15 protein-coding genes are annotated in these 18409 nt (G+C 64.3%); 5 read left to right on the forward strand and 10 right to left on the reverse strand.

The features are described from left to right. Window positions 1–6 precede the first annotated feature (6 nt). From B0E41_RS09690 to xylF, 7 genes are all read right to left on the reverse strand, one after another. Window positions 7–2031 (reverse strand): glycoside hydrolase family 31 protein, encoded by a 2025-nt coding sequence (locus B0E41_RS09690; RefSeq protein WP_077330878.1) that lies wholly within the window; start codon window positions 2029–2031, stop codon window positions 7–9. Beyond that, on the reverse strand, window positions 2032–3345 hold the full coding sequence (gene xylA / locus B0E41_RS09695; protein ID WP_077330879.1) for a xylose isomerase: 1314 nt from the start codon (window positions 3343–3345) through the stop codon (window positions 2032–2034). It abuts the gene before it with no gap. 72 nt (window positions 3346–3417) lie between these two features. Continuing rightward, entirely contained in the window at window positions 3418–4866 is a 1449-nt protein-coding gene (gene xylB, locus B0E41_RS09700; RefSeq protein ID WP_077330880.1) for a xylulokinase, read from the reverse strand. Window positions 4867–4876: 10 nt separating this feature from the next. Further along, window positions 4877–6052, reverse strand: coding sequence for an ROK family transcriptional regulator (locus tag B0E41_RS09705; protein ID WP_077330881.1), 1176 nt, complete (start codon window positions 6050–6052; stop codon window positions 4877–4879). Continuing rightward, entirely contained in the window at window positions 6049–6843 is a 795-nt protein-coding gene (locus tag B0E41_RS09710; protein ID WP_077330882.1) for an ATP-binding cassette domain-containing protein, read from the reverse strand. Before B0E41_RS09710 ends, B0E41_RS09705 begins: the two co-directional genes overlap by 4 nt. Beyond that, window positions 6840–7973: an ABC transporter permease gene (locus B0E41_RS09715; RefSeq protein WP_077330925.1), complete on the reverse strand. Its 1134-nt coding sequence runs from the start codon at window positions 7971–7973 to the stop codon at window positions 6840–6842. Before B0E41_RS09715 ends, B0E41_RS09710 begins: the two co-directional genes overlap by 4 nt. A 141-nt stretch (window positions 7974–8114) precedes the next feature. Next, window positions 8115–9134: a D-xylose ABC transporter substrate-binding protein gene (gene xylF, locus B0E41_RS09720; RefSeq protein WP_077330883.1), complete on the reverse strand. Its 1020-nt coding sequence runs from the start codon at window positions 9132–9134 to the stop codon at window positions 8115–8117. Between the two features lie 220 nt (window positions 9135–9354). On the opposite strand from xylF, the gene B0E41_RS09725 reads away from it, so the two are divergent. The 3 genes from B0E41_RS09725 to B0E41_RS09735 all read left to right on the forward strand — a co-directional run bounded on the left by B0E41_RS09725 (window position 9355) and on the right by B0E41_RS09735 (window position 13964). Continuing rightward, window positions 9355–10971, forward strand: a complete 1617-nt coding sequence (locus B0E41_RS09725) for a CRTAC1 family protein (RefSeq protein WP_253194739.1) — start codon at window positions 9355–9357, stop codon at window positions 10969–10971. Further along, window positions 10968–12326, forward strand: coding sequence for a vanadium-dependent haloperoxidase (locus tag B0E41_RS09730; RefSeq protein ID WP_077330885.1), 1359 nt, complete (start codon window positions 10968–10970; stop codon window positions 12324–12326). The genes B0E41_RS09725 and B0E41_RS09730 overlap by 4 nt, the downstream gene beginning before the upstream one ends. A gap of 189 nt (window positions 12327–12515) precedes the next feature. Continuing rightward, a complete protein-coding gene (locus tag B0E41_RS09735) occupies window positions 12516–13964 on the forward strand; it encodes a C13 family peptidase (protein WP_253194741.1) in 1449 nt (482 codons plus the stop codon). Window positions 13965–14019: 55 nt separating this feature from the next. Here the strand turns inward: B0E41_RS09735 and tal are convergent, their stop codons facing one another. After that, window positions 14020–14961, reverse strand: coding sequence for a transaldolase (gene tal, locus B0E41_RS09740; RefSeq protein WP_077330887.1), 942 nt, complete (start codon window positions 14959–14961; stop codon window positions 14020–14022). A gap of 59 nt (window positions 14962–15020) precedes the next feature. On the opposite strand from tal, the gene B0E41_RS09745 reads away from it, so the two are divergent. Beyond that, complete coding sequence (locus B0E41_RS09745) at window positions 15021–15869, forward strand: SIS domain-containing protein (protein WP_077330888.1); 849 nt, start codon at window positions 15021–15023, stop codon at window positions 15867–15869. 126 nt (window positions 15870–15995) lie between these two features. Here the strand turns inward: B0E41_RS09745 and B0E41_RS09750 are convergent, their stop codons facing one another. Continuing rightward, entirely contained in the window at window positions 15996–16784 is a 789-nt protein-coding gene (locus B0E41_RS09750; protein ID WP_143433758.1) for a DUF3047 domain-containing protein, read from the reverse strand. 119 nt (window positions 16785–16903) lie between these two features. Here B0E41_RS09750 and B0E41_RS09755 point away from each other — a divergent pair, with 119 nt between their 5' ends. Continuing rightward, window positions 16904–17362: a helix-hairpin-helix domain-containing protein gene (locus B0E41_RS09755; RefSeq protein ID WP_253194743.1), complete on the forward strand. Its 459-nt coding sequence runs from the start codon at window positions 16904–16906 to the stop codon at window positions 17360–17362. Between the two features lie 88 nt (window positions 17363–17450). Here the strand turns inward: B0E41_RS09755 and B0E41_RS09760 are convergent, their stop codons facing one another. After that, window positions 17451–18368: a porin gene (locus B0E41_RS09760; RefSeq protein ID WP_077330891.1), complete on the reverse strand. Its 918-nt coding sequence runs from the start codon at window positions 18366–18368 to the stop codon at window positions 17451–17453. Window positions 18369–18409 lie beyond the last annotated feature (41 nt).

Genomic DNA, 18409 nt, shown 5'->3' on the forward strand with positions numbered 1-18409 from the left:
AGACGTTCATGGACCCGTCCATCCAATCGGCAAGTTCGCCCCGTCACGAAGAAAAAGGGGGATTTCTGAAAGCGGTGCTTCGCTGGTGATCCATTGGCCACCCTCGTGAACCCTCTTCGTCGCGCACTCCGTCCAGTCCGCCCCTTTGGGCAAGTAGATGCGCCGCGTCCGTTCGCCTTCGTGCACGACGGGCGCAACCAGCACGTCGGGACCGAACATGTATTGATCCTCAACACTCCAAGCGCTTCGATCGCTCGGAAAGTCGTAGAAGATCGGGCGCATGGGTGGGGTTCCCACCTCATGGGCTTCCTGCATCAAGCGGGTGATGTACGGACGCAGTCGCTCCCGCATCAGCATGTATTTTTTGAAGATGCCGAAGGCCTCATCGCCGTAGCTCCAGACTTCGTTGGGAGCGCCCGACGCGCACAGTCCGCCACCGCTGTTGCCCAGCGGTTTGGAATGCGGCTCCCGGTCTCCATGCATGCGAAAAACGGGGCAAAACGCACCGAACTGGAACCACCGCACCAAACATTCCCTGAAGCTGGGGTCATCGGCGTGGCCGCCGTGAAATCCGCCAATATCGGTCGTGAACCACGGAATGCCAGACAAGCCCATGCTCAGGCCGGCGGCCAATTGGTTGCGCAATGAGGCAAAGCTGGAATCGATGTCGCCCGACCAAACCAAGGCACCGTATTTCTGGCTGCCAGCCCAGGCGCAACGAAGCAGATTGACAATGTTTTTTTGCCCTTCGCTTGCCATTCCGTCATAAAACGTTTTGGCATACATCAAGGGGTAGATATTGCCGACCTGGACATTCGGTCCCAGGTGGTAGCGGTAGTTGTCAAAGTCGTAGACCGAGTACTCCGGCTCCGCCTCGTCAAGCCAGAAGATGCGAATACCCTTGTCGTAGTAGTTGGCCTTGGCCTTGTCCCAAACGTACTGGCGGGCCTTGGGATGGGTGGCATCAAAGAAAACCGTGTTGCCCAGGAAGTCCATGCTGGTGCGAATGCCTCGGTCCGTGCGAATCAGGTAGCCCTTGCGCAGCATCTCCTCGTAATTTTCACTGGTCTTGTCTACCGTTGGCCAGATGGACACCATCAGCTCGATGCCCATGGACCTGAGTTCGCTGATCATGCCCTCGGGATCCGGCCAGTAGTCGGGATCGAAGCGCCAGTCGCCCTGGTTGGTCCAATGGAAGAAATCAATGACGATGACCGAAATAGGGAGCTCGCGGCGCTTGTATTCCCTGGCGACTTCAAGCAACTCTTCCTGGGTTTGGTACCGCAATTTGCATTGCCAAAAGCCCATACCGTAATCGGGCATCATGGGCGCGGTCCCTGTTACCGCGGCATAGGCCTGCTCAATCTCGGCCGGCGTGTCATCGGCCGTGATCCAATAATCCAGCTGTTTGGTGGATTTGGCGCTCCATTCCGTGATGTTCTTCCCGAACGTCACCTGCCCGATGGCGGGGTTGTTCCACAGAAATCCGTACCCCAAACTCGACAAATAAAACGGCACACTCGCCTGTGAATTCCGGTGTGCCAACTCCAGCGTGCAGTTCTTGATGTCCAGGAACGGCTGCTGGTACAGCCCCATTCCAAAAATCTTCTCTTCCGGGTCCGACTCAAAACGCGCTGTGAGCCCATGGTCGCCCCCCAGAATCGGTTTGAATTCTCTGGCGTCAATGTTCAACGCGCTGCAAAACTCCGTGATGTTCTTCCGTGAGCGCAGGTACTCCTGAAGCAGGATGTCTCCATGCTGATTCAAGAAAGTGATCTTTCCTGAGCTGGAGATGTCTGCCCGCACATTCCCGTTCACGATGGATGCACGCTCGCCATCAACGGTGATCCTGACCTCCGATGTCGCCGCGGGCATCAGCGCCCAGTCCTCATCCTGCATCGACGCGGCATGGGTGGTTCGCACCCGAAAGCCGTTGCCCCCCCACGCTTCGATCCAGAGTTGCTCTGAGTCATATTCCCGGATGAGCCTGCCCTCCTCGACCCGGAACAGGCTGACGTGTGAATTCGCCACTCAGATGTAGCTGTTCAGCAGGTTTTCCAGATGCTCCTGGCGGCCCGACACGGGTGGGGTGTCGGTGTTGCGGTCCACCACGTGGGCGGCCACCGCGTCCAAGGTCATCTTGCCGTCCAGCAGGCTTTGACCGAACGGGGCTTTCCAGCCGGCGTAGCGGTCTTCCACCAGCTGGGACAGCTTGCCGTCGGTGATCATCTTCTCGGCGATCAGCAGTGCGCGGGCGGTCACGTCCATGCCGCCGATGTGGCCGTGGAACATGTCTTCGGGGTCGATGGACTGGCGGCGCACCTTGGCGTCGAAGTTGACACCGCCGTTGACGAAGCCACCACCCTGCATGATGGTGTACATGGCGAGCGCGGTCTCGGGAATGCTGTTGGGGAACTGGTCGGTGTCCCACGCGCATTGCATGTCGCCGCGGTTCATGTCGATGGAGCCGAAGATGCCCAGGTCCACCGCGGTGGCGATTTCGTGCTCGAAGCTGTGGCCAGCCAGGGTGGCGTGGTTGGCTTCGATGTTGACCTTGATTTCCTTTTCCAGGCCGTAGCGGCACAGGAAGCCGTAGACCGTGGCGCTGTCAAAGTCGTACTGGTGCTTGGACGGTTCGCGGGGTTTGGGTTCGAGCAGGATGGTGCCCTTGAAGCCGATCTTGTGCTTGTATTCCACCACCATGTTCAGGAAGCGGCCCATCTGGTCCAGCTCGTGGCCGATGCGGGTGTTCAGCAGGGTTTCATAGCCTTCGCGGCCGCCCCACAGCACGTAGTTGGCGCCGCCCAGCTTCAGGGTGGCGTCCATGGCTTCTTTGACTTGCAGGGCGCCCAGCGCAAAGATTTCGGGGTTGGGGTTGGTGGCCGCGCCCGACATGAAACGGCGGTGTGAAAAGAGGTTGGCCGTGCCCCACAGCAGCTTCATGCCGGTTTGGGCCTGTTTGGCGGCCAGCACGTCCACCATCTCGCGCAGGTTGTTCACGCTCTCGCGCGGGGTGGCGCCTTCGGGGGCCACGTCGCGGTCGTGGAAGCAGTAGTAGGGGGCACCCAGTTTGCTGAAGAATTCAAACGCCACATCGGCCTTGGCCTTGGCGGCGGCCATGGGGTCGGCCATGTGCTGCCAGGGGCGCTGGAAGGTGTCGCCACCAAACGGGTCCAGGCCGTTCCAGCAGAAGCTGTGCCAGTAGCAGACGGCGAAGCGCAGGTGGTCTTCCATGCGCTTGCCCAGCACGAGGCGGTCTTTGTCGTACCACTTGAACGACAGCGGGTTGGTGGACTCCGGGCCTTCGTAGGCGATGGGGGAGACAGTGGAGAAGTAATTGCTCATGGTGCGTCCTTGTGCGATTTAGTTGTGTGGTCGAATTAAATAAATGGTCCAAGCCCTTCAGGGCGTGGCGTTTCAGGTGCTTCGGTACAGGCTGCGGAACGTGGCGTAGCGCTCCAGCAGAAGCGCTTGCTCGCCAGCATCGGGGTGGTAGCAGGCTTCCACGGCGGGGCTCTGGCACACGGTGCCTTGTGTGGCGCCGGTGGCCAGCCAGCCCAGCCGTGCAGCACCCAAGGCACCGCCCACGGCGGAGCTGCCGTGCGTCACGATCTCGGCGTTCAGCACGCTGGCGAGTTGCTGCGCCCAGAAGGCGCTGCGGGCGCCGCCGCCCACCAGGGACAGGCGGGTCACGCTGCTGCCTGCGGCGTTGAGCGCGGCCAGGCCATCTTTCAGTCCAAAGCTCACGCCCTCCATCACCGCGTAGCCCAGGCGGGCGGCGTCGGTGTCAAAGCTCAGTTGGTGAAAGCTGCCACGCACATTCGCATCGTTGTGCGGGGTGCGCTCACCGCTCAGGTAGGGCAAAAACAGGGGCGACGCTGCGCGATCCGTCAGCGACAGCTCGGCGGCCTGGCCGGCCACCACACCAGCGTTCGGCGCACCCAGCAGGTCGCTCACCCATTGCAGGCTGCTGGCGGCCGAGAGCATCACGCTCATCTGGTGCCAGCGGTCGGGCACGGCGTGGCAGAACGCGTGCGTGGCACTGGCCGCATTGGGTTGGTAGCTGGGCGTGACAACGAAGAGCACGCCGCTGGTGCCCAGCGACAGAAAACCCTGGCCCGCGTCCACGGCGCCCATGCCCACGGCACTGGCCGCGTTGTCACCAGCGCCACCGGCCACCACGATGCCTTTGGGCAGGCCCAGGGCCTGGGCCACATCGGCTTTCAGGTAGCCGCCCGGAGCGCTGCCTTCCACCAGGCGCGGCATGTGGGCTTGCGTCAGGCCGGTCAGCGCCAGCAACTCGTCAGACCAAGTGCGCTGCTGCACATCCAGCCACAGCGTGCCGCTGGCGTCTGACATGTCGCTCACGTACTCGCCGGTCAGCATCAGGCGCACATGGTCCTTGGGCAACAGCACCTTGGCCACGCGCTGGAAGATCTCGGGTTCGTGCCGTGCCACCCAGCGCAGCTTGGGCGCGGTGAAACCCGGCATCGCCAGGCTGCCACCCAAGTCGCTCAGCGTCGGCAGCTCGGCCATCATCTCGGCGCACTCCGCGGCGCAGCGCGTGTCGTTCCACAGGATCGCCGGCCGCAGCACCTGGTCTTGCGCGTCGAGCAGCACCGCACCGTGCATCTGCCCTGACAGGCCGATGGCCACGGTCGCCGCGTACTCGCGCGGATGCGCCGCACGCAGGCCCACCAGTGCCGCCTGCGTCGCCGTCCACCAGTCGGCCGGGTCCTGCTCGCTGTGGCCGGGGTGGGGTCGCGACACCGTGAGCGCTGCGCCAGCCGTGCCGATGACGCGGTGCCCCGGGTCCAGCAACAGGGCCTTCACCTCGGAGGTGCCAATGTCGATGCCGATGTACATAGATAAAGAATCAGTGAAGGGCTTGGTGCGCCATGAAGTCGGGAAGGGGTTCGGGCTCGATGGGCGCGGCGGTCACGGCGCGCGCGTGCATCGGCCGAAGGTCGTGGTGCAGCACCAGCGCGGCCGCGCCGACGGCGGAGGCCAGCAACCCGTAGCGCGCGGGCCGCACCACCGGCGCTGGCACACCGGCGCTGGCCGCGTAGGCCTCCAGCGTGACGCGGGCCTGGCGCAGGATGCCGGGGTGGCGCTCGCAGGACGGCCCGCCGACCACCAGGGCGCCGGGATTGAGGGTGGTCCAGAGGTTTTGCAGCACGACACCGAGGAACACGCCGCCTTGCGCCGGGTCGGGCAGACGGTCCAGCGCCCTCGCGCCGAAGAAGGTTTCGACGCAGCCTTTGCGGCCACAGGAGCAGGTCGGCCCGTTGAACTGCAGGATGCTGTGGCCGATTTCACCGGCCATGCCCTGCAGCCCGGTGAACAGCCGGTCGTTGAGCAAGATGCCGGCACCGACGCCGACATCACAGGTCACAAAGATCAGCGAGTCCAGCACATCGCCCTCCGCGAACTCGTACTCGCTGAGGGCGGCGGTGTCGGCTTCGTTCTGCACGTGCACCGCGACCGGTGGTGCGCCCGCCTCGGCCAGCGCCCGCGTGATCAGCGGCAGAAAGCCCACGTTGCGCCAGCCCAGGTTGGGCGCGAAACGCACCGTGCCAGTGGCCTCGTCGAAGGCGCCAGGCAGACCGATGCCAATGCCCGAGACCAGCACCGAACGCGCGGCCAGCGCGGCCTGCGCCAGCACCACCAGATGCGCCACCTGCTGGCACACCGTGCCGGGATCATGATCAACCAGCGCCTCCTCGATCGACCACAGCACCTCGCCAGTGAGCGACACGCTCACCACCCGCAGCGTCTCCACCGCGATCTCGACGCCGATCATCGCGCGGCGGCCGCCGTCGATGCGCAAGGGCGTCGAGGGCCGGCCCAGGCTTCTGGCAGCGGCGGGGCCGGTTTCGGTGATCCAGCCTTCATCGATCAGCTCGCGCACGAGCAGGCTCACGGTCGACTTGGTCAGCCCGCTTTCCTGCGCGAGTTGCGCACGCGAGAGGCCGCTGTGGTGGCGCAGCAAACGCAGCAGCACGCTGCGGTTGATGCGTTTGACCAGCTGCTGGTCGCCGGTGGTTTTCATGCGGATGCCGTGGAAAGCACCTGGCCGCCAGGGCTGTGGTCTTGCACCTTCCCCTCGGGTTGTTTGCCCGCGATGATCATGCCAAGCACTTCGTCCTCGGTGACATCGGTGGTGCGGTAGGTGCCGACCAGGCGCCCGTTCTTCATCACCGCCAGCCGGTCACTGAGGCCGAACACATCGGGCATGTCGTGGGTGATCAGGAAAATGCCCACGCCCTCGGCCTTGAGCTGGCGCACGAGGTTGCCCACCATCGCCGTTTCCTCCGGTCCCAGCGCGGCGGTCGGCTCGTCCATGATCAGGATGCGCGCGTTGAAATAGATGGCGCGCGAGATGGCCACCACCTGGCGCTGACCGCCCGAGAGGCGGCGCACCGGCGTGCTCACATTGCGGAAGTTTTTGTTCAGCCGCTGAAACACCTTGCGGGCCTCGGCGTCCATGCGGTGGTCGTCCAGGGTGTTCCAGCGGGTCATCAGTTCGCGCCCCAGGAACAGGTTGGCCACGGCGTCGAGGTTGTCGGCCAGTGCCAGCGTCTGGTAGATCGACTCGATGCCCAGGCGCTGGGCATCGACCGGGGTACGGATCTGGGCCTTCTCGCCGTTGATCAGCACTTCGCCGCTGTCGATGGGGTAAGCCCCGGCGAGCATTTTCATCAGCGTCGACTTGCCCGCGCCGTTGTGACCCAGCAGGGCCACCACCTCACCGGGATGCAGATTGATCGACACGTCGTCGACGGCGTGCACGCCACCAAAAGATTTGCCGATGTGGCGCATTTCAACCAAAGGTGCGCTCATGCCGTGTCTCCCGTCATGCGGCGGTACACCACGTCGAACACCACGGCCACGATCAGCACCTGGCCGATGATTACGTAGCGCAGGCCGATCGAGATGTCCAGCAGCAGCAGGCCGCTGTCGATGCTCTGCATGATCAGCGCGCCCAGCACCGAGCCCAAGATCGAGCCGCTGCCCCCGGCGAGCGAGGTGCCGCCGATCACAGCGGCCGCAATCACGTACAGCTCCATGCCGGTGCCCAGCGAGTTGGTGCCGGCGTTCAGGCGCGCGATCGACACCATCGCCGCGATCGTGATGAGCACGCCCATCAACGCAAACAGCATCAGCGTCACCCGGCGCACCGGAATGCCGACCAGCGCCGCCGCCTCGGGGTTGCCGCCCATGGCGAACACATAGCGGCCAAAGCGCGTGCGGTGCACGATGAACGACAGCACCAGGGCCACGCCGCCCCAGATCAGCACCGGGATCGGCACGCCCTGTGGTTCGTCTTTGCTCGGTATCTGGTAAGCGTTCATGGTCGCCACAAAGCCCACCACAATCAGGGCCGGCACCGCAGCGACCAGCGCGTCCAGCCACAGCGGCGGGTTGGGCACGTCGTAAGAGGCCTTGGCGCGGCGCCGCAGCCCCGTCTGCAGGCACAGCGCCACCACCAGCACGGCGGCCAGCACCCAGCTCGCCTGCACGCCGATGGCGCCGTCGAAGCCCCCACCGAGTCGCTGAAAGAACAGGTCACTGACCGGCTGCGTCTTGCCGTCGGCCACCAGAAAAGCCGCACCCCGGAACGACATCAGGCCGCCCAGCGTGACCACGAAAGACGGCACGCCCAGCATCGCCGTCAGCGCGCCCTGATAGACCGACACCACAATCGCCACCCCCAGGCCGGCCAGCGAGGCCTCGACCCAGTGCCAGCCGGCGGTGTACATCAGCGTGGCGATCAGCACGCCGACAAAACCCATCACCGACCCCACCGAGAGGTCGATGTGGCGCGCCACGATCACGAGCACCACCACGGTGGCCACGACGCCGACCACGGCCGTCTGCTGCGCGATGTTGTAGAGGTTCTCGGGCGAGAGAAACAAGCCGCCCGAGAGAATATTGAACACGATGGCGGTGGCCACCAGGACGAGCCCCATCAGCACCAGCCGCCAGTCGATGGTCAGTTGCCTGAGGAGATTGGAAACAGAACTCACAAAACGCACTCCGTCGAGAAAAAAAACCGCGGGCTGACCCAGCCCGCGGTCCAAAGGCCTCCATCCATCAGGAGATCACACAGTTCACTTGCAGGCGGCCGGCCCTTTCGCGCCGTCCACGCCCTTGCACAGGTCTTCTTTCTTGATCCAGCCAGCCTTGACCACGAGGTCCAGGTTCTTGGCCGTGATCGGCACGGGCTTGAGGAACTGGGCTTGCAGGGCGACCTTCTTTTCGCCGCCGTCCCAGGTCTTCGCAGCAGCCACCTTCTGGCCCTTGGCCAGTGACACCGCTGCGGAGGCGGCGTCGCGGCCGAGGTCGCGAGCGTCTTTCCAGACCGACACGGTCTGCGAACCCATGGCGACGCGGTTGAGCGCCGCGTGGTCGCCGTCCTGGCCCGAGACCGGAATGCCCTTGATGCCCTTGGCGCTCAACGCTGCGACCACACCGCCGGCCGTGCCGTCGTTGGAGGCCACCACCGCGTCGATCTTGCCGCCGGTCTTGGTGATGATCTGCTCCATGTTCTTCTGCGCCACTTCAGGCTTCCAGCCGTCGGTGTATTCCTCGCCGACGATCTTGATGTCGCCCTTCTTGATCGCCGCGTCCAGCACCTCCTGCTGGCCACCGCGCAGGAAGTTGGCGTTCGGGTCGGTGGGCGCGCCCTTGATCATCACGTAGTTGCCCTTGGGCTTGGCCTCCAGCACGGCGCGCGCCTGCATGCGACCCACCTCGACGTTGTCGAAGGTGATGTAGAACACGCCGGGCGCTTCGATCAGGCGGTCGTAGGCCACCACCGGGATCTTCTGCTGGCCAGCCTTGTTGACCGCCGGCAAGATCGCGTCCTTGTCCATCGCCAGGATGATGAGCACCTTGGCGCCCTTGGCGATCAGCGAGTCGACGTCCGACAGCTGCTTCTCAGGTGAGCCGCCAGCGTCGGCGCTGATGTAGCTGGCACCCAGCTTGGTCAGCTGGTCCTTGATCGCCTTTTCATCGGTCTTCCAGCGCTCTTCCTGGAAATTGGACCAGCTCACACCCACGACCTGGGCAAACGCACCGGCGCTGGCCAGACCCAACGCCAGAGCGGTCAAAGTTGTCTTCAGTTTCATTCTTGTCTCCTGTGGAACGGCCTGCGCATCAGGCCCATGGTTTTTGAACGGATTGTGGGAAGCATCGTGCCGTTGGCCCCTCGCTCAAGCCATTTAGTGCGGACGACGAACTAATTATTGAACCGACACCGCCTGGACACCAATTGGGATAAACCCGACATAGTTTGTTGATTGAACTTAATAAGATGCAGCGAAGCCCATCCCGCTCAAAAGGTCCCGCGTGCGTCCGATCCATTCACCATTGCCCGGTTTTTTCCTCTTCCTGATCCTGGGGCTGCCGGTGCTGTCCCATGCTGCCGAGCCACCGCCGGCGGTTCCCCGCTTCGCCGAGGAAACCGAGAGCGCCGGCCTGCAAAGCCGTTTCGAGGGCGACGATGAATACGTCGTGGGTGGTGGTGTCGCGACCTTCGATTGCGACAGCGACGGGTTGCCCGATCTGTATGTGACGGCGGGCGTTGGCAAGGCCCGCTTCTACCGCAACCGCAGCGCGCGTGGACAGGCCCTGAAACTGCAGGAACACCGCTCGGGGCTGGAGACCACCAACGCCATCGGCGCCTACCCGCTGGACATCGACAGCGACGGCAACCTTGACCTTGTGGTGCTGCGGGTGGGCGAGGTGCAGGTGTTCCGTGGCCTGGGGCAATGCCGCTTCGAGCCCGCCAACGAGGCCTGGAGCGTGCGCACCGGCAACGGCTGGCACACCGCCATGTCGGCCACCTGGGAACGCGGACAACGCTGGCCGACGCTGGCGATCGGCACTTACACCGACCGCAGCAGGCCCGACTTTCCCTGGGGCAGTTGCACCCCGGCCCTGCTCATCCGGCCTCGGCCCGAAGGCGGCTACCTGCCCGCCACGCCGCTGCTGCCCGGGCACTGCGCACTCTCGATGCTGTTTTCCGACTGGAACCGCTCGGGCACCGCGTCGCTGCGCGTGAGCAACGACCGCGAGTACTACAAGGGCGGCGAAGAGCAACTCTGGCGCGTTCCCGTGGGCGGCGCGCCCGAACGCTACGGCCCGGCCGACGGCTGGAAGCCGCTGCAGATCTGGGGCATGGGCATCGCCAGCCACGACCTGACGGGCGACGGTTACCCGGAGCTGTTCCTCACCAGCATGTCCGACAACAAGCTGCAGACCCTGGAGGCCGGGCCGGCACAGCCGCGCTACACCGACACCGCCTTCAAGCGTGGCGCCACCGCCCACCGGCCTTACGTGGGCGGTGACGTGCGGCCCTCCACCGCCTGGCACGCCCAGTTCGCCGACATCAACAACGACGGACGGGCCGACCTGTTTGTGGTCAAGGGCAATGTCTCGTCCATGCCCGACTTCGCGGCACTCGACCCGAACAACCTGTTGCTGCAGGCCGCCGACGGCCAGTTTGTCGAAGCCGGCCACACCGCCGGACTGGCCAGCGTGCTGCGCGGGCGCGGTGGCCAGGTGGTGGACTTCAACGGCGACGGTCTGCTGGACGTGGTGGTGGTCAACCGGGGCGACCGCGCGCAACTGTGGCGCCAGCTGCCCACCAGCCCCCCCGAACAGGCGCGCTGGCTGCAGCTCCGGCTGCGGCAGGACGGCAGCAATCGCGACGCCGTGGGCGCCTGGGTTGAGGTGCGCTCGGGCCCGGACGGCAGCGCGACCGTGCAGCGCCAGGAGCTGACCGTGGGTGGCGGCCACGCCAGCGGCCACCTGGGCTGGATGCACTTCGGTCTGGGCACGGCGGACCGCGCCCAGGTCCGCGTCCAGTGGCCCCACAGCGACTGGAGCGCCTGGCAACCCGTCGAGGCCGACCGCTTCTACTCGGCCGGACCATCTGGCTTGACCCTCTGGAAGGCACCATGATGATCCGCCGCACCTTCGCCCTCTGGCTGCTCGCACTGAGCGCCATCGGCATCACGGGGCCTGTCTTGGCGCAGACACCACCCAATCCATCTCTGCCGGCCGAAACCTACAGCGCCGAGGTGGCGACCGAGTGGTTCGCTCTGGCACAGCAGCTGACCCAGCAGACCCCGGGCATGAGCCCGCCAGTGGCCTCGCGCGCGCTCGCCTACCTGAGCCTGACGCTGTACGAGTCGGTGGTGGCGGGCATGCCGGGCCACCGCAGCCTGGCGGGCCAGCTCAACGAGCTGCAGTCGCTCCCCTGGGCGCAGCCCGACGAGGTGCTGCATTGGCCCACCGTGGCCCACTCAGCCATGGCGGGCATGACGCGCATGATGTTTCCCCATGCGAGTGCCGAGAACCGCACGCGCATCGACCTGCTCGAACGCAGCCTGCCGCAGAAGCTGGCGCGCGACTTTGATCCGCAGGTGATTGGCGCCGAGGTGCGCACCCGCTCAGAAACCTTTGGCAAGCTGATGGCGATGGCCATCATGACCTGGGCCCGCACCGACGGTGGCCACGAGGCCTGGGGCCCGCTGCGCCGCCAGCAGTCGACCTATGTGCCGCCCAGCGGGGCCGGTCAATGGACGCCGACGGCCCCCAACTTCGCCGCCGCCCTGCTGCCCCGGTGGGGCGATGTACGCCCGTTTGCGCTTGCACGGGCCGATGCCTGCCCGGCCCCGCCGCCACCGACCTACTCGGAACAGGCCGGCTCCGCGTTTCAACAGGAGGCCGAAGAGGTGTACCGCATCAGCCGCGCCGCCACCCAGGAGCAGCGGCAGTTCTCCCTGTACTGGGCAGACGATCCACTGAAAACCCCCACCCCGGCGGGCCACTGGTCTTTCATCGCCACCGACCTGCTCAAAGTCAACAAGGCCAGCCTGGCCCAGGCGGCCAGGGTCTACGCGCGCCTGCACCTGGCGATGGCCGACGCCTTCATCGCCACCTGGAAAACCAAGTACACGGTCAACCTGCTGCGCCCGGTGACGGCCGTGCAGCTGACGATCGACAGCCAGTGGGTGCCGACGATGATGAACACGCCACCCTTCCCCGAATACCCCTCCGGCCACTCGGTGCTGTCGTCTGCTGCGGCGGGGGTGCTGGAGCACGAGTTCGGCGCGCGCACCCGCTTTACCGACAACGCCCACAACGACCGGGGCTGGGGGCCGCGCAGCTTTGTCAGCTTCCGCGCCGCGGCGGACGAGGCCGCGGTCTCGCGCCTCTACGCGGGCATCCACTTCCGCAGCGGCATTGAAGGCGGCAAGACGCAGGGCCGTTGCGTGGCCGAGCGCGTGATCGGCCTGGCCATGGCACCCTGATACGGCTTTGCATTCAAGCGTAGAACAAGGCGCGAAGCCGCAGACAGTGCTACAGCACGGCAAGGCGAAGCAACGAAGTTATACGTTTGAAGGCAAAGCCGTGTGAGCGCACCAGGGCCGTGACCGTTTGAACGCGGCGGGTTCAACTTCGCTGGTAGGCTTGCCCAGCCATCCAGGAGGAGCCCCGCCTTGTCAGACGAACACCACCCCACCACCGACACCCCACCGGCACCGGACGAGACCCCCAGCCCCGCACCCGCTACGCCGCCATCGGGCGCCCGGATGGGCATGTGGGCCCAGCAGGCCTGGCGCGCCGCCACCGGACGGCGACTCGGTGATCTGCCCGAAACAGTCGGGCCCGCCGCCCTGCTGCTGGCGGTGCTGGCCTACCAGCTGCTGGCTTTGGCGGGGGAGCGTCTCCTGATCCCTGGCGGGGCCACGTTTTCGCTGCCCGGCTGGCTGTATGGATTGGTCCCTTGGGCTTTCATTGTGTTGCTGGTCTGGCTGGCGATGCACGGGCGCTCGACGTCCACACGCCATGCGATGCCCACAGCGGCCTGGGTGCTGTTGTATGCGCTCGCCTCTTTGCCACTGATCGGGGTCTCGATCTTCTGGGGGACCTTGTGGGTTCACGAGCAACTGCCCGTGTCGCTGATGAACCAGCACACCTCCTGGGTCTTCTTCGGGGTAATGACCGCCTGGCTCGGCGTCTGTGTGTGGCGCATCACCCAGCGCCTGCAGGCCCATCCGGGTTGGCTGGTTTTTGCCGTCATCGCCCTGATGGGCTTGCAGGTGGTCGAGAACTTTTCGCTGAACAGCTCTTCATGGGAAGCCACGTATTCGGCGGAAGAAGGCAGCCGCCCCACACTGACGCTCAGCCAGGAGGTGTTCGAGGCTCAGGAGGCGCTGCTGGACCAGGCGCTCGCGGGAGTTGCAGGGGAGAGCACCGCCGAGATCCAGGTCTTTGGCCTGGTGTACGCGCCCTATGCGCAAGACGTCTTTCTGCGCGAGAGCGCCATGGTCAGCGACGTGATGCAGCAGCGGCTGGACGCCAAAGACCGCGTGGTCAGGCTGGTGAACCACGCCTCGGCAACGCAGGACACGCCGTGGGCCACGCCGAGGAACCTGCAGAAAGCCATTCAGGCCGTTGCACAGAAAATGCGGCGCGAGCAGGACGTGCTGCTGCTCTACATCACCTCGCACGGCGGCGCAGACCATCGCATCGCCTCATCGCATTGGCCGCTGGAGGTCAATGACCTGACCGCCGCGCAGGTGCGCCAGTGGCTGGACGAGGCCGGCATCCGTCATCGGGCCATCGCGATCTCGGCCTGCTACTCGGGCGGCTGGGTCGCGCCCCTGCGCGGCGAGGGCACGCTGGTGATGACCGCCGCCGACGCCGACCACACCTCCTACGGCTGCGGCAACAAGTCCGACCTGACCTTCTTCGGGAGAGCGGTGTTCGACGAGGCCTTGCGGCACACCCTCTCGCTCGAAGACGCCTTCGCCCGGGCGGTCCCGGTGATCCGCCAGCGCGAAATCGATGCGAAAAAGACCGATGGTTTCTCCAATCCGCAGATGGATGCTGGAACGGCCTTCAAGGCGCACTGGGCGCGGTGGATGAAGTCCCAAAGCCGCTGAAGCTTCAAAGAAGAACGGCACCTGGGTGCCGTTCTTCTGTCGGGGTGCGCTGAGGTCAGCGCATCATGCCTTCGAGCTTGATCGTGTCCGCGACAAATGCGCGAATGCCTTCGGCCAGCTTCTCGGTCGCCATCGCGTCCTCGTTCATCGCAAAGCGGAAGCCGGCTTCGTCGTATTGCACGAACGGAATGTCCATCGACTTCGCGGCCTCGGCGTCCAGCGCCCGGGGCAAGGCCGCGTCGCTGGCCGCCAGCTGGGCCAGCAGATCGGGGCTGATGGTCAGCAGGTCGCAGCCGGCCAGCGCCGTGATCTGACCCACGTTGCGGAAGCTCGCGCCCATCACCTCGGTGGCGATGCCGTGCTTCTTGTAGAAGTGGTAGATGGCGCGCACCGACTTCACGCCCGGGTCGTTGGAGCCCGCCATCGCGGCCTCGTCCCAGTTCGCGCCGGCGTTCTTCTTGTACCAGTCGTAGATGCGGCCCACGAAGGGCGAGATCAGCTGCACCTTGGCCTGACCACAGGCCACGGCCTGGGCGAACGAGAACAGCAGCGTCAGGTTGGTGTGGATACCCTCGCGCTCCAGGCGGGCAGCGGCCTGAATGCCCTCCCAGGTCGAGGCCATCTTGATCAGCACGCGATCGACGTGCACCCCTTCGCCCTGGTACAGATCGATGATGCGGCGCGCGCGCGTCACGGTGGCTTCGGTGTCGAAGCTCAGGCGCGCGTCCACCTCGGTCGAGACGCGGCCCGGAATGTGTTTCAGGATCTCGCAGCCGAAAGCAACGAGCAGGCGGTTCATCACCTCGTCCTGACCCTGCGCGCCATATTTCGCCACCGCATCCTTGAGCAGGTGGGCGTATTCGGGCTTCTGCACCGCCTTCAGGATCAGCGACGGATTGGTGGTCGCATCGCGCGGTGAAAACGCAGCGATCTGGTTGAAATCACCGGTGTCGGCGACCACGGTGGTGAGTTGTTTGAGTGCGTCAAGCTGGTTCATGTCGCGATTATCGGGTGTAATAAGGTTTCATGATAACTCGGTAACTCAGAGACAACGCCATGCTCGAACGCATCAAAGCCTCATTGCCCTCGCTCGCACCCGCCGAACAGCGCGTGGGCAAACTCGTGCTGCTCGACCCGCGCAGTTTCGCCAGTTTGCCCGTGTCGGAGCTGGCTGAACGGTCCCACGTGAGCAAGCCCACCGTGGTGCGTTTCTGCCGCAGCATGGGCTACGACGGCCTGTCCGATTTCAAGCTCAAGCTCGCCGGCACCGTGAGCGAAGGCGTGCCCTTCATCCACCGCAGCGTGGACGTGGACGACAAGGTGGGCGACGTGCTGGTCAAGGTGATTGACAACACCGTGGCGGCGTTCCTGAAGTACCGCAACGATGCGTCCACGCATTCCATTGAAAAAGCGGTCGATGCGTTGCTGGCCACCTACAAGAACCGGGGGCGCATCGAGTTTTATGGCGCAGGCAACTCCGGCATCGTGGCGCAGGACGCTCAGCACAAGTTCTTCCGCCTCGGCATCAACGCCATCGCCTACAGCGACGGTCACATGCAGGTGATGAGCGCCTCGCTGCTCGGCCCCGGCGACTGTCTGGTGATCGTGTCCAACTCAGGCCGCACGCGCGACCTGATGGACGCCGCCGACATCGCACGCAAACACGGTGCCACCGTCATCGTCATCACCGCCAGCGGCTCTCCCCTGGCCACGGGCGGCCACATCCACCTCGCCGCCGACCACCCCGAAGGCTACGACCGCTACAGCCCCATGACCTCACGGCTCATGCACCTGATGGTGATCGATGTGGTCGCGACCTGCCTGGCCCTGCGCATTGGGGGCAACAAACTGCAGCCGCTGCTCAAGGAAATGAAGAACAACTTGCGAAGCAAGCGATACGCTTGAGCGTGCGCGCTGCGCACAGGTCAAGCCCCCTGTGCAGCATCGGGTTTTCCCCCTGAGCTGTGCGCAGCTCTGGGGCTGCGAGCGCCGACACAGCGGCCGTGAGATGACCTTAGCGCGCGAGACCGTTCATCGAGGCTCCAGTGTCAGCGGGCCATACCAGGCGTGCAAACGGCTGCGCGTGTTGTCGGTATCCGTCATGAGTGCCACCGCCACCAAAGGGCCTGGCTCCTCTCCAAAAGCCTTGATGAAATCGGCGCGCACATCGCGCCGGTAGTCACGCCAGTGACCGATCTGCCCGACGCCACTTTCCACCACCAGCTTTCGGATACGGTCGGTGCGTGGATTGACGATCACCGAACCGAGTTCGCCTTGATTGCTCCACACATAAGCCAGTGTCGCGTAAGGCAGCTCCTCACCCGTCAGCAAGCGGCTCATCTCCGAAAGGCGCTGGTTGCGCGGCGACCACTTGCTGCGATCACCATCAAAAGCCAGGAGGATGCGCACCGCAGCGTCGGCATGTTCGGTGTCGCTCAGATCAGCACCTTCGGGCAGGGCATCCACTTTCCACGAAAACGCCAGTTGACCGAAGTCGGTCAGCGACGGCGCAAACCGTTGCCGCAAGATACTGACCGATCGATCAGCCGCCACGGACAGCGAAGGCCTCCCCTGCCGCTCAGTGCTCTCGAAACCGGCAAACCGCTTGCCCGGCAGGTACATGGGTTCCCAGCGTTCCCCTCCTGACGGCGTTTGAAGAAGCGACTCCACCGCGAACCGCCAAGCCGCGCTCTTATGGTTCCGGGCGTCTGTCGAATCCGCACCAGCGGCAGAGTGCTCAACACCCTCTGGCGGAATCAGTCCACTGCAGGAAGCCAACGCCACTGTACAGATAAACAGCAGCCACACCCTCAAATTCATACCCTCATACCCACGAAGCCTTGAAACCAAGCCGGCCGAACACCGGACCAAGCATGCACTTGGTAACAAGTTGTTGCGATTGCTGCAGTCTAACGTGTTTGCCATCACACACCCCTCCAATGGGGGAAGCCACACAGCAGGTCTTTTGGGAGAATTTTGAAGTGGCAGCGATGGTCGTTGCCATGATCGGTCGCCAAAGGGCAATGACCGAGTTCATCAATTCAAGGAGGATTCTCATGATCAAAAAACTGCTGTCCATTGTGTTGGCTGTGTTCACCGCTGGGGCATTCGCTGCCGTCGATGTCAACACCGCAAGTCCGGCCGACCTGGACAGCGTCAAAGGCATTGGTCCGGGCACTTCCAGCAAGCTGCTGGAAGTGCGCAAGGCCGGCAAATTCAAGGACTGGCCCGATCTGATTGAACGCATGCCTGGCATCGGGGAAAAGCGCGCGGCCAAGCTGTCCTCCGACGGACTGACCGTCAATGGTGAGTCGTTCAAACCGGTGGCCTCCACCAAGTCGGCAGTCACCACAGAAAAAGCCCCCAAAACCGCCGTCACATCGACACCCAAGCAGTGACACGTCAGCGCTTTCCATAAAAAAAGCCACTTGGCAGACGCCAAGTGGCTTTTTTGATTCAGATATCAAGCGGCCAAGGCCGCCGTCATCAGAACGTGTGCTTCAGACCGAAGCCGTAGCGGGTGTCAGGACCGGTGTTCTTCGTGTCCAGCAGGCCGCCGTACACGGTGGTGCGCTTGGACACCGAGTAGGCAGCACCCAGAGCGATACCAGACTTACGCTCAGCGCCGTCGGCCTTGGAAGAGGCATACCCAGCAGAGATCGTCACATTACCCACCGGCACGTCGGCACCGAAGGACAGGTCGGTGGTCTTGGCGCTACCGGCCTTGACGTTACCGTAACCAGCCAGCAGTTTGGCAGCACCCAGGTCGTAGGAACCATTCAGACGGGTGAACTTGGTGTCGCCAGCAAGCGTCTTGTCGACTTGGTAAGCCACGCCAGCGTAAACCGGGCCGCCTTCGTACTTGACGTGGAACGCGTTGGATTGGTTGCCCGTGCCTTCTTTCAGGCTGGTGCTGAGAGCACCGCTCACACCACCCATGGCAGGCAGCGCGTAGTAGAGGTTGTTGCCAGGACGTGCAACATAACCGGTGCTGGCCCAGACCGAGTTTTCCACAGACAGAGCGGAATCCCACAGCGGGTTGGTAGCACCGCTGATGTCGTCGTAGGCAGAGTAGACGTTGCCCAGCTTGACTTCACCGAAACCACCCGAGAGACCCACATAGGCCTGGCGATTGAACGACTTGCCTTCTGCGTCTTGCTTGCCGGTGTCCACGTCGAAGCCGTGCTCCAGCAGGAAGTTGGCCTTCAGGCCGCCACCCAGATCTTCCGTGCCCTTGAAGCCCAGACGGCTACCACTCACGGCACCGTCAAGCATAACGGCGGACGCACCCTTGTCCTTGATCAGTGAGGCGTCAACGACACCGTACACAGTGACGGAAGACTGGGCTTGGGCCAAACCGGCCACCGAAGTCAAAACAGCAAGAGCAATCAGAGATTTTTTCATATGAACATCCTTAAAAGCTGGGCCACATGGCCCGATTGAGA

It is taken from the genome of Hydrogenophaga sp. A37 (assembly GCF_002001205.1).
Classification (GTDB): Bacteria; Pseudomonadota; Gammaproteobacteria; order Burkholderiales; family Burkholderiaceae_C; genus Hydrogenophaga.